Here is an 11,716-nt window from a genome sequence, read left to right on the forward strand (position 1 = left end):
CTGCCATAGCGTAGGCGGCGCCGCGTTCGGGCTGCGCGAGGCAGCCTGGGGCAGGGGGCGCCCGCTTCGCCGGAATCTTTTGCTGAATCGATTCACTTAATTAAATTGGCACGTTACCCGATAATGATTGATCCTTGAAGCCCAACTTGTCGTCGCCTCCAGTAGAGATCGGTTTGAAACTCAGTGATATCGCCCGCCTGGCCGGGGTCTCGGTGACCACCGCCAGCTACGTCATCAATGGCAAGGCCGCCCAGCGGCGCATCAGCGCCGCCACCGTCGAGCGCGTGCTTGCCGTGGTCGAGGAACACGGCTACCAGCCGGACCAGCAGGCCGCCGGCCTGCGCCGCGGGCAGACCCGCACCCTCGGCTTCATCCTCCCGGACCTGGAAAACCCCAGCTACGCCCGCCTCGCCAAGCAACTCGAACAAGGCGCCCGGGCGCGCGGCTACCAGTTGCTGATCGCCTGCTCCGACGACGAGCCGGAGACCGAGCGCCAGGTGGTCAACCTGTTCCGCGCGCGCCGCTGCGACGCGCTGATCGTCGCCAGTTGCCTGCCGGCCGGGGATGATACCCATGCCCGGCTGGTCGCCGAAGGCCTGCCGGTGGTGGCCATCGACCGCCAGCTCGACCCGCAGCGCTTCGCCTCGGTGATCAGCGACGACCAGGACGCCGCGCGCCGCCTCACCGAAACCCTGTTGCAACCGGCGCCGCGCCATATCGCCCTGCTCGGCGCGCGGGCGGACCTGATCATCAGCCACGACCGCGCCGCCGGCTTCCGCCAGGCGCTGAAGGACTTCCGCGGCGAGGTCATCGTCGAGCATGCCGAGGTGTTCAGCCGCGAGTGCGGACGCCGCCTGATGGAGCAATTGCTCGAGCGCCTGGGCTACCTGCCCGACGCCCTGGTGACCACTGCCTATGTACTCCTCGAAGGCGTCTTCGATGTGTTCCAGGCGCGCGCCGACGGTTGGCCCGAAGGCTTGCGGGTGGCGACCTTCGGCGACACCCAGTTGCTCGACTTCGTGCCGCTGAAGGTCAACTCGATCTACCAGCAGCACGCGCTGATCGCCGCCAACGCCCTCGAACTGGCGCTCCGCGCGGTCGAGGAGAACGACTACCGGCCGGGCCTGCACGCCGTCCCCCGGCAACTCAAGCTGCGCGACTGAGCCGGCCGCCATGCGCCTGGTCGACACCCACAACCACCTCGACTTCCCGGACTTCGACGCCGACCGCGCCGCGCTGCTGCAACGCAGCCGCGCGCTGGGGGTCGAGCGCCAGGTGGTGCTCGGCGTCTACCGCGAGAACTGGCAACGGGTCTGGGACCTGGCGCAGGCCGAGGATGGCCTGTACGCGGCGCTCGGCCTGCACCCCGTCTACCTGGCGCGGCACCGCCCGCAGCACCTGGACGACCTGCGCCAGTGGCTGCAACGCCTGCGCGGCGAGACGAAGCTCTGCGCGGTCGGCGAGATCGGCCTGGACTACTACCTGGAACACCTCGACCGCGACGCCCAGCAGGCGCTGTTCGAGGCCCAACTGCGGCTGGCCGCGGAATTCCGCCTGCCGGCGCTGATCCACGTGCGCCGCGCCCACGCGACGACCATCGCCACCCTCAAGCGCATCCGCCTGGAGCGCCGTGGCATCATCCATGCCTTCGCCGGCAGCCGCGAGGAAGCCCGCGAGTACCTCAAGCTCGGCTTCCGCCTCGGCCTCGGCGGCGCGCCGACCTGGCCGCAGGCCAACCGCCTGCGCAAGGTGGCGGCGGAGCTGCCGGCCGAGGCCATCGTGCTGGAAACCGATGCGCCGGACATGGCGCCATCGATGCATCCCGGCCAGCGCAACAGTCCGGAGCACCTGCCGGACATCTGCCGCGCCCTCGCCGAGCTGCGCGGGGTCGACGCCGAGGAACTGGCGGCGAGCAGCAGCCGCAACGCCGCCGAGCTGTTCGGCTGGGACTGATCAAGCGTCGCGCAGGACTTCCGGCGCCAGTTGCGGGTACGTCTCGCGCAACGCCTCCAGGCAGGCCGAAAGCTGCGCCGCTTCCTCCGGCAGGCGCCGGGCGAAGTCGCTCCAGCCTTGCAGACGCAATCGCCGGGGCATCGGCACCAGGCCGCTGATGGCGTCCCAGAAGGCATCCCAGTTGCATCCGTACCACGGCGGCAACGCCAGGGCCTCGCGCAGGCGTTCGTGCAAGCGCGCGGCGCTGTCCACGTCCGCCAGCTCGATGGCCAGGCTCGCCGCCCGGTTCAGTTCCTCGTCCATGGAGCCTCCGCCAGCAATGCGTCGCAACGCTCGCGCACGAACGCGCGCAAGAGGGTCACCGGACGGGTCAACTGGGCGCGGTGGGTACACAAGAGGTTCATCGGCGTCGCTTCGCCCTGCCACTCCGGCAGCAGCAGGCGCAGGCGCCCGGCGCGCACGTCCTCGGCCACGTCCAGCCAGGACTTGTAGACCAGCCCCTTGCCGGCCAGGGCCCAGCGCCGCACCACGTCGGCGTCGTCGCAGACCCGGTCGCCGGCGACCGTCAGGGTCAGGCTGCGGCGGCCCCGCTGGAACGCCCAGCGGTCGTGTACCCGGCCGCCGAGTTGGTAGAGCAGGCAATTGTGCTCGCGCAGGTCGTCCGGCTGGCGCGGCTCGCCGCGCTCCGCCAGGTAGCCCGGCGCGGCGCAGAGCACTCGCCGGTTGTCCGGCGCCAGCGGCAGGGCGACCAGGCTGGAGTCGGCCGGTGCGCCGTAGCGGATCGCCACGTCCACCGGTTGCCGGTAGAGATCGGTCACCCGGTCGCCGAGCAGCAGGCGCAGGCTCAGTTGCGGATAGCGCGCCTGGAACTCGTCGAGCCATGGCAGCAGCAGGTTGCGGCCGAAGTCGGAGGGCGCGGAAAGCTGCAGTACCCCGGCGATCTGGTCCTTGCCGCCCTGCAGCAACCGGCGCCCCTCCTCCAGGCTGCGCAACGAGGCGCGGGCATGCAGGAGGAACGCGTCGCCCTCGGGAGTCAGGCGCAGGCTGCGGGTGGAGCGGGCGAACAGGCGTACCTCCAGCTCGCTTTCCAGGCGCTTCAGCGCCGCGCTGGCCACCGCCGGGGAAATCTCCAACTGGCGCGCGGCGGCGGACAACGAGCCGCTGTCGCTGGTGTGGACGAACACCTGGAGGTCGTCGTAACGCAGCATTTTCAAGATTCCTTTGAAAGAGTCTTCCCTGATAGCCTGTTTTTCAGCGATTTGAAATAGCCCATCCTGACTCCGCCCCATCGAAGGAACCCACCATGAGCACACCCCTCACCCTGATCGCCACCATCACCGCCACCCCCGGCCACGCCGAGGCCCTGGAACGCGAATTGCGCGCCCTGGTCGCCCCGTCGCGCGCCGAGGCTGGTTGCCTGCAGTACGACCTGCACCAGGACCGCCACGACTCCCACCTGTTCTACATGATCGAGCAGTGGCGCGACGACGCCGCCCTGGAGCGGCACCAGAACACCGAACACTTCCTGCGCTTCAGCCGCGGCAACGAAGCCCTGCTGCAGAACGTGAAGATCGACCAACTCTATCGCCTCGCCTGAGGCCCGTTTCCCGGAGCCCCCATGAAAGCTGTCGGTTACTACCAGTCCCTGCCCATCGACCATCCCGATGCCCTGCTCGACCTCGAACTGCCCGAGCCCACGCCAGGCCCGCGCGACCTGCTGGTGGAGGTCCGCGCCATCTCGGTCAACCCGGTGGATACCAAGGTCCGCCAGCGCGCCCAGCCGGAAGCCGGCCAGGCCAAGGTGCTGGGCTGGGATGCGGCGGGCGTGGTGCGCGCGGTCGGCAGCGAGGTCAGCCTGTTCCGTCCTGGCGATCGGGTCTGGTACGCCGGGGACATCACCCGCCCCGGTAGCAACAGCGAGCTGCATCGGGTCGACGAGCGCATTGCCGGGCACCTGCCGAAAAGCCTCGACTTCGCCCAGGCCGCGGCCCTGCCGCTGACCACCATCACTGCCTGGGAACTGCTCTTCGAGCGCTTGCAGATCGCCGAAGGCAAGGCCGACCAGGGCCAGAGCCTGCTGGTGGTCGGTGCCGCCGGCGGGGTCGGTTCGATCCTGGTCCAACTGGCCCGGCAACTGACCGGCCTGAACGTGATCGGCACCGCTTCGCGCGCAGAGACCCAGGCCTGGGTCCGCGACCTCGGCGCGCACCATGTGATCGACCACGGCAAGCCGCTGGCCGAAGAGCTGAAGCGGATCGGTGTCGCCGAGGTCAGCCACGTCGCCAGCCTGACCCACACCGACCAGCACCTCGAACAGATCGTCGCCGCGCTGCGCCCGCAAGGCCGCCTGGCGCTGATCGACGACCCGGCGTCGCTGGACATCGGCAAGCTGAAGCAGAAGAGCCTGTCGCTGCACTGGGAGTTCATGTACACCCGCTCGATGTTCCAGACCGACGACATGATCGAGCAGCACCGGCTGCTGGAGCGGGTCGCCGGGCTGATCGACGAAGGCGTGTTGAAGACCACCGTCGGCGAGCATTTCGGCCGCATCGACGCGGCCAACCTGCGCCGCGCCCACGCGCTGCTGGAGAGCGGCCGGGCCAAGGGCAAGATCGTTCTCGAAGGGTTCTGAACGGCAGGACCACGGGGCGCGGCGTTTTCCACCCTACCGCCGTGCCCCTGGCCTTTGCTATCCCGCCTTGCGCACCCTCAGCGCAGCCTCGATCTCGCCAAGGATCGTCGGGTCGTCGATGGTCGATGGCGCCGCGTAGTCCTCGCCATCGGCGATCTTGCGCAGCACCGCGCGGAGGATCTTCCCGGAGCGGGTCTTCGGCAGCCGCTTGACCACCACCACCCGCTGGAAGCAGGCCAGCGCGCCGATCTGTTCGCGGACCAGCGCCACCAGCTCGCGCTGCAGTTGCTCGGCGGCGATCCCGGCATCGTCCTTGAGCACCACCAGGCCCAGCGGCACGTGGCCCTTGAGTTCGTCCCGCACGCCGATCACCGCGCACTCGGCAACCGCCTGGTGCTGCGCCACGCGTTCCTCCATCTCGCCGGTGGAGAGGCGATGCCCGGAAACGTTTATCACGTCGTCGGTGCGCCCCATGATGTAGACGAAGCCGTCCTCGTCGAGATAACCGCCGTCGCCGGTGTGGTAGTAGCCGGGATAGTTGCCCAGGTAGGCCTGCAGGTAGCGCGGGTGGTCGCCCCAGAGGGTCTGCGCGCAGCCCGGCGGCAACGGCAGGGCGATGACGATCGCGCCCTGGCGGTTCGCTCCCAGCGGCCGGCCTTCGTCGTCCAGCACCTGCACGTGGTAGCCGGGCACCGCGCGGTTGGTCGAGCCGGCCCGCAGGTCGTGGCCGGCGATCCCGATGCAGGGCGCGGTCACCGGCCAGCCGGTCTCGGTCTGCCACCAATGGTCGTGGACCGGCCGCCCGGTGTGCTCCTCCAGCCAGTGCTGGGTGCTGCTGTCGAGCTTCTCGCCGGCCAGGAACAGGTGGCGCAGCGAACCCAGGTCGTAGCGCTTCACCCGTTCGCCATGCGGGTCTTCCTTGCGGATCGCGCGGATCGCCGTCGGCGCGCAGAACAGGCTGTTCACCCTGTGCTCTTCGATCACCCGCCAGTAGGCGCCGGCGTCCGGCGTGCGCACCGGCTTGCCTTCGTAGAACACCGTGGTACAGCCGCACATCAGCGGGCCGTAGACGATCAGCGAGTGGCCGACCACCCAGCCGACGTCGGAGATCCCCCACCAGACGTCGCCGGCCTGCATGCCGTAGATAGTGCGGACCGCGTAGCGCACCGCGACCGCGTGGCCACCGTTGTCGCGGACGATACCCTTGGGCTTACCGGTGGTGCCCGAGGTGTACATGATGTACAGCGGATCGCCGCTGGCCACCGGCAGCGGATCGGCCGGCTCGGCGGCGGCGAGGCAGTCCTGCCAGTCCAGGTCGCGGCCCGGGCGCAGGCGCGCGGGCGCCTGCGGGCGTTGCCAGACCATGACGTGGGCAGGCTGGTGGATCGCCAGTTCGAGGGCCTTGTCCACCAGCGGCTTGTATTCGATCACCCGATCGAACTCCAGCCCGCAGGAAGCGGTGAGCACCAGCTTCGGCGTGGCGTCGTCGATGCGCAGGGCCAGCTCGTAGGGAGCGAAGCCACCGAACACCACCGAATGCACCGCGCCCAGGCGCGCGCAGGCGAGCATCGCCATGGCCGCCTGCGGCACCATCGGCATGTAGATGATCACCCGGTCACCCTTGCCGACCCCGAGGGCCCGCAGGGCGCCGGCCAGGCGCGCCACTTCGTCACGCAGCCGCAGGTAGCTGTAGCGGTCCTGGGTGCCGGTCACCGGCGAGTCGTAGATCAGCGCGGTCTGTTCGCCGCGCCCCTCCTCGATCTGCCGGTCGAGGGCCAGGTAGGCGCTGTTCAGACGGCCATCGGCGAACCAGCGATGGGTGCCATCGGGCAGGCTTTCGAGGATGTTCGCGGGCGCCTGGTACCAGGCCAGGGAACGGGCCTGTTCGGCCCAGAACGCGGCCGGCTCGGCGATCGAGCGGGCGTGCTGCTGCAGGTACGTCATGTTCCAGCCCTCTGATTGTTCTTATTAGGGATGAAGCAGTGAGTGAGCCTTGGAGTATGGGCGGGCGCCGGGCACCCGCCATCAACCTTTGGTCGTAGGGGTCAGTCCTTGCCGCGGTAGAGCTTCTGGATGCTGGAGAAGTCCAGCCCGTCGTGCTCGGCATCGGCCTGGGCGTGCAGGCTGAACAGGTTGCGCGCCAGCGCGCCGAGTGGCGTCGAGGCCTGCACCGCCTGGGCGTTGGCCAGCGCCAGGCCGAGGTCCTTGTTCATCAGGCGCACCTGGAAACCGCCGGCATAGCCGTTGCTCGCCGGCGCCTGCGGCATCACCCCGGGCCAGGGGTTGTAGAGGTTCAGCGCCCAGTTGCCACCGGAACTCTGCTTCATCACCTCGGACAGCACCGCCGGGTCGAGGCCGTTCTTCACCCCCAGCGCCAGGGCCTCGGCGGTGCCGGCCATGAGGATGCCGAGGAGCATGTTGTTGCAGATCTTCGCCACCTGGCCGGCGCCGTGATCGCCGGCGTGGAAGATGTTCCGGCCCATGTTCTCGAGGATCGGCCGGGCCCGCGCGAAGCCTTCGGCGGGGCCGCCGACGATGAAGCTCAGGGTTCCGGCGCGGGCGCCGCCGACGCCGCCGGAAACCGGCGCGTCGAGCAGGGTCAGGCCCTTCGCCGCGGCGGCCTCGGCGACCTTGCGCGCGGTCTCCGGGGCGATGGTCGAGCAGTCGATCAGCAGGGGCTTGCCGGCGACCCGCGCGAGCAGGCCGTCGTCGCCGAGATACAGGCTTTCCACGTGCTGCCCGGCCGGCAGCATGCTGATCACCACTTCGGCGCCTTCGCAGCACTGCAAGGCGCTATCGGCGCCCTGCGCGCCCTGCTCGACCAGGCTCAGCACGGCCTTGGGCTGCAAGTCGAAGACATTCACCCGGTGGCCGGCCTTGAGCAGGTTGGCGGCCATCGGCCCACCCATGTTGCCCAGGCCGAGGAATGCGATGTCGGTCATCGGTCCGTCTCCCTTTCAGCGCATCTGGATCGAGAAGTTGGTCCCGGCCACGCTATCGCTGTCGAACCAGCGCGCGGTCACGGTCTTGGTCTCGGTGTAGAAGCGCACGCCCTGCTTGCCGTAGGCGTGCAGGTCGCCGTAGAACGAGCCCTTCCAACCGGTGAAGGAGAAGAACGGCAGCGGTACCGGAATCGGGATGTTGATGCCCACCTGACCGACCTCGATGTGGTGCTGGAAGGTCCGCGCCGCGGCGCCGGAGCTGGTGAAGATCGAGGTGCCGTTGCCGTAGGGGCTTTCGTTGATCAGGCGGATCGCCTGCTCCAGGCTGTCGACCTCGGCCAGGCAGAGCACCGGGCCGAACACCTCTTCGCGGTAGATCGCCATGTCCGGGCGCACCCCGGCGAACAGCGTCGGGCCGACCCAGTTGCCGTCCGGGTATCCCTCGACCTTGTAGCCGCGGCCATCCAGCAGCAGTTGCGCGCCCTCCTCCACGCCCTGGCCGATCAGGCGCTCGATGCGCGCCTTGGCCTGCGGGTTGATCACCGGGCCGTAGCTGGCGCCGCTGTCGTCCCATGGGCCGGGGCGGACCTTGGCCAGCGCGTCGCGGATTTCCGGAATCCACTCGCGGGCGGCCCCCACCAGCACCGCCACCGAGATCGCCATGCAGCGCTGCCCGGCCGCGCCCACCGAGGCACCGACCAGGTTGCTGATGACCTGCGCCTTGTCCGCGTCGGGCATGATCACCATGTGGTTCTTCGCCCCGGCGAAGCTCTGCACGCGCTTATTGTGCGCGGTGCCGGTGTGGTAGACGTACTGGCCGACGGCGACCGAGCCGACGAAGGATACCGCCTTCACCTGCGGGTGCTTGAGCAACTGATCGACCTGTTCCTTGCCGCCATGCACCACCTGCAGCACGCCCTTCGGCGCACCGGCCTCGAGGAACAGCTCGGCGAGCCGCACGCTGGTCAGCGGCACCTGCTCGGAAGGCTTGAGGATGAAAGCGTTGCCGCAGGCGATGGCCAGCGGGAACATCCACAGCGGGATCATCGCCGGGAAGTTGAACGGGGTGATGCCAACGCACACGCCCAGCGGCTGGGTGATGCTGTAGGTGTCGATGTTGCGGGCGACGTTCTCCACCGTCTCGCCCATCAGCAGCGAGGGCACGTTGCAGGCGTGCTCGACCACCTCGATACCGCGCCAGACGTCGCCCTTGGCGTCCTCGAAAGTCTTGCCCAGCTCGCTGGAGACGATCTTCGCCAGTTCGTCGTGGTGTTCCTTGAGCAACGCCTGGTAACGCAGCATCACCCGCGCGCGCTCGGAAACCGGGGTTTCCTTCCAGCTGGCGAAGGTTTCGCGGGCACTGGCCACCGCCTGCTCGACCTGCTCCGCGCTGGCGCAGGCGATCTCCGCCAGGGTGCTGTTGTCGAGGGGATTGCTGACCGGGATGCGCTGGGCGCCGAGACCTTCGACGAAGGCTCCCGCGATGAGGTGGCGGACTGGGACTGACATGAACCCTCCTGCACCGGCCAGGCCGGCTTTTATTGTTGTGGCGGACTGGTACGAGGTCGATTCGGACCTCGCTTTGGCCAAGAAGCTATCACTGGGCGGAAGGTCGCGAGATCGACTAAATTGTGTTGTTCATGGACTATATTGCGGAGCCGGCTACCGACATGTCGCACACCTCCGACTGGCCCCTGCCGGCCGACAGCCTGCGCTTGCCGATCCCGGCGGCGCTGCTGGAGAAACTGGCGGTCCACCCGCTCAGCCGCGACCTCTACCCCACCTCCCTGGGCCACTACCGGCGCGCCCGCGACCACCGCATGAGCCGCGAGCGCCATGACGAGCACCTGCTGATCTATTGCAGCGAAGGCCAGGGCCTGTTGCGCGTGCGCGAGGGCGAGGCCTGGCGCGAATACCGGGTCGGCAGCGGCGACCTGCTCTGGCTGCCGCCGGGCATGGCCCACGACTACGCCGCCGACGACCGCCAACCCTGGACCATCTTTTGGACCCACCTGCGCGGCGACAGCGCCACCTGGCTGCAACACAGCGCCGGCTACCGCGACACCCCGCTGCGCCATTGGGGCCTGCAACACGCCCTGCTCGGCGGCTTCGAGCAACTGCTGGAGGTGCGCCACAGCGGCTACCGCTTCCAGCACTTCCTGCTCGCCGCCAGCCGCCTGCGCAGCCTGCTCTGCCAGCTACCGCTGCTGCGCCCGCTGCGCGAGGGCAGCCTGGACCTCGACGGGCTGCACGCCTACATGCGCGAACACCTGCATGCGCGCCTCGAACTGGAACGCCTGGCGGCCTTCTGCAACCTGTCGAAGTTCCATTTCGTCAGTCGCTACAAGGCGATCACCGGCCGTACGCCTATCCAGCACTTCCTGCACCTGAAGATCGAGTACGCCTGCCAGTTGCTGGACAGCAGCGACCAGAGCGTGGCTCGGGTCGGCCAGGCGGTCGGCTACGACGACAGCTACTACTTCTCGCGCCTGTTCAGCAAGGTCATGGGTTTGTCGCCGAGCGCCTACCGGCAGCGGGTAAGGCAGGGCGAGGGAGGAGCCTGAAGCGCTCTGCGGCGGGGCTGTAAACGAAGCGGCGACCAGTTGTCGGCAAACTGATCCCGGTCAGTGTTTTCCGGGCCGACAGGACTAGACTGAAGCTCCCTTTCCAGCCCCGATGGATGAATCGCCATGAACATCCTCGTCCGCCCGTCGCAAACCCCGAAAGGCCAATGCTGGCAAGTCTGCCTCGACCAGCAGGCCGTCAACTTCCGTAGCGAAAGCGAGGCCCGGCGTTTCGTCGACCGCCTCGAGGCGCGCCTGCGCGCGCCCCATGTGCTGCCCGAACTGAAACAGCGAACGGCCTGATCCGCGCTCAGGCGGCCTGGCGCTCCAGGCGCCCGGTCTGCCAGGCGAGCAGGGTCGCGACCGCGCCGCAGACGGCGATCACCAGAGTCATGGGGATCGCCGTGCCATCGTGGAGCACGCCGACCAGCGCCGAAGCGCCCGCCGCCACGCTGAACTGCAGGCTGCCCATCAGCGCCGAGGCGCTGCCGGCGTGCTGTCCCTGTCCGGCCATGGCGCAGGCGGAAGCGTTGGGAATGATGCAGCCGAGGCTGGCCACGCATCCGAACAGCGGAACCAGCAGCGGCCACAGCGTGGCCGGTTGCAGCGAAGCGATGCCCAGCAGGGCCAGGCCGCACGCCAGGTAGCCCCAGATGATCCGCCGCAGCCAGAACGCCGGCCCGCGATAGCGCAGCAGCCGCGCGTTGACCTGTGCCATGACGATGAAGCCCGCGGCATTGCTGCCGAACAGCCAGCCATAGTGCTCGGCGGGAATCCCGTAGAGCTGGATGAACACGTAGGGCGAACCGGCGATGTAGGCGAACATCCCGGCCATCGCCACCCCGCCGGAAAGGCCATAGGCGAGAAACAGGCGGTCGGCGAACAGCCGCCGGTACTGCCCCAGCGCGCCGGACAGCGGCGGTCGCTCGCCGTCGGCCGGGATGGTTTCCGGCAGCCACAACGCCACGCCGAGGCCGGCCAGGGCGGCGAACAGGGTCAGGCAGACGAAGATCGATTGCCAGCCCTGCCAGTCCAGCAGCAGGCCGCCGGCCACGGGGGCGAGGATCGGCGCCAGGCCCATCACCAGCATCAACTGGGAAAACGCCTTGGCGGCGCCGATCGGATCGCACAGGTCACGCACCACTGCCCGCGAGATGACCATCCCGGCGCAGCCGCCGAGGGCCTGGACGAAGCGCGCGGCGATCAGCCACTCCAGGCTCGGCGCCAGGGCGCAGGCGGCCGAGGCCAGGGTGAAGATACTCACCCCCACCAGCAGCGGCAGGCGCCGGCCATAGCGGTCGGCCACCGGGCCGTAGAGCAACTGGCCGATGGACAGGCCGGCGAAGTAGGCGGCCAGGCTCAGCTGGACGTGCTCGACGTCGGTGGCGAAGGCCTTGGCCAGGGTCGGGAAGCTCGGCAGGTAGAAATCGATGGCCAGTGGCCCGAAGGCGCTCAGGGCTCCCAGTATCAGCAGGATGCGCAGGTTCATGGATCGCTCGGCACGGGGCGCGTCGGTGGCAGGCAAGGCACTTCCCTGCGCGGCTCCCGGCAAGCGGGACGACGACGCCTATCATTGAATCGTCTGTGAGGGCGGGCGGCTCCAGGCCTGAAGGCCGGTACTGGCG

At 68.9% G+C, this 11,716-nt stretch carries 12 protein-coding genes; 6 read left to right on the top strand and 6 right to left on the bottom strand.

Annotated elements, in window-relative coordinates; all coding sequences use genetic code 11:
* Window positions 1-173: 173 nt before the first annotated feature.
* Both cra and HMPREF1224_RS20465 read left to right on the top strand, forming a co-directional pair.
* Window positions 174-1,163, top strand: coding sequence for a catabolite repressor/activator (gene cra, locus HMPREF1224_RS20460; RefSeq protein ID WP_003104372.1), 990 nt, complete (start codon window positions 174-176; stop codon window positions 1,161-1,163).
* A gap of 10 nt (window positions 1,164-1,173) precedes the next feature.
* Complete coding sequence (locus HMPREF1224_RS20465) at window positions 1,174-1,953, top strand: TatD family hydrolase (protein ID WP_010793341.1); 780 nt, start codon at window positions 1,174-1,176, stop codon at window positions 1,951-1,953.
* On the opposite strand, the gene HMPREF1224_RS20470 is transcribed toward HMPREF1224_RS20465, so the two are convergent.
* Together HMPREF1224_RS20470 and HMPREF1224_RS20475 are read right to left on the bottom strand one after the other, a co-directional pair.
* Entirely contained in the window at window positions 1,954-2,256 is a 303-nt protein-coding gene (locus tag HMPREF1224_RS20470; RefSeq protein ID WP_003111769.1) for a barstar family protein, read from the bottom strand.
* Window positions 2,241-3,161 carry a LysR family transcriptional regulator gene (locus tag HMPREF1224_RS20475; protein ID WP_003092132.1) on the bottom strand — a complete coding sequence of 307 codons (921 nt, stop codon included), beginning with the start codon at window positions 3,159-3,161 and terminating at the stop codon, window positions 2,241-2,243. Before HMPREF1224_RS20475 ends, HMPREF1224_RS20470 begins: the two co-directional genes overlap by 16 nt.
* Before the next feature lie 95 nt (window positions 3,162-3,256).
* Between HMPREF1224_RS20475 and HMPREF1224_RS20480 the strand changes: the two genes are divergently transcribed.
* Window positions 3,257-3,550 carry a putative quinol monooxygenase gene (locus tag HMPREF1224_RS20480; protein WP_010793342.1) on the top strand — a complete coding sequence of 98 codons (294 nt, stop codon included), beginning with the start codon at window positions 3,257-3,259 and terminating at the stop codon, window positions 3,548-3,550.
* A 21-nt stretch (window positions 3,551-3,571) separates the two neighbouring features.
* Window positions 3,572-4,585, top strand: a complete 1,014-nt coding sequence (locus HMPREF1224_RS20485; RefSeq protein ID WP_003104356.1) for a zinc-binding alcohol dehydrogenase family protein — start codon at window positions 3,572-3,574, stop codon at window positions 4,583-4,585.
* Window positions 4,586-4,642: 57 nt separating this feature from the next.
* On the opposite strand, the gene HMPREF1224_RS20490 is transcribed toward HMPREF1224_RS20485, so the two are convergent.
* The 3 genes from HMPREF1224_RS20490 to mmsA form a co-directional block, all read right to left on the bottom strand.
* Window positions 4,643-6,529: a propionyl-CoA synthetase gene (locus HMPREF1224_RS20490; RefSeq protein ID WP_010793343.1), complete on the bottom strand. Its 1,887-nt coding sequence runs from the start codon at window positions 6,527-6,529 to the stop codon at window positions 4,643-4,645.
* A 101-nt stretch (window positions 6,530-6,630) separates the two neighbouring features.
* Complete coding sequence (gene mmsB, locus HMPREF1224_RS20495) at window positions 6,631-7,527, bottom strand: 3-hydroxyisobutyrate dehydrogenase (protein ID WP_009877528.1); 897 nt, start codon at window positions 7,525-7,527, stop codon at window positions 6,631-6,633.
* 15 nt (window positions 7,528-7,542) lie between these two features.
* Window positions 7,543-9,036, bottom strand: coding sequence for a CoA-acylating methylmalonate-semialdehyde dehydrogenase (gene mmsA, locus HMPREF1224_RS20500; protein ID WP_003104350.1), 1,494 nt, complete (start codon window positions 9,034-9,036; stop codon window positions 7,543-7,545).
* A gap of 131 nt (window positions 9,037-9,167) precedes the next feature.
* Between mmsA and mmsR the strand changes: the two genes are divergently transcribed.
* Window positions 9,168-10,091 (top strand): MmsAB operon transcriptional regulator MmsR, encoded by a 924-nt coding sequence (gene mmsR / locus HMPREF1224_RS20505; protein ID WP_003122160.1) that lies wholly within the window; start codon window positions 9,168-9,170, stop codon window positions 10,089-10,091.
* A 126-nt stretch (window positions 10,092-10,217) separates the two neighbouring features.
* Complete coding sequence (locus HMPREF1224_RS20510) at window positions 10,218-10,394, top strand: hypothetical protein (protein WP_003104346.1); 177 nt, start codon at window positions 10,218-10,220, stop codon at window positions 10,392-10,394.
* A gap of 7 nt (window positions 10,395-10,401) precedes the next feature.
* Here the strand turns inward: HMPREF1224_RS20510 and HMPREF1224_RS20515 are convergent, their stop codons facing one another.
* Window positions 10,402-11,580 carry a multidrug effflux MFS transporter gene (locus HMPREF1224_RS20515; protein ID WP_003092150.1) on the bottom strand — a complete coding sequence of 393 codons (1,179 nt, stop codon included), beginning with the start codon at window positions 11,578-11,580 and terminating at the stop codon, window positions 10,402-10,404.
* Window positions 11,581-11,716: the final 136 nt, after the last annotated feature.

The organism is Pseudomonas sp. P179 (genome assembly GCF_000478485.2).
Taxonomy (GTDB): domain Bacteria; phylum Pseudomonadota; class Gammaproteobacteria; order Pseudomonadales; family Pseudomonadaceae; genus Pseudomonas; species Pseudomonas aeruginosa.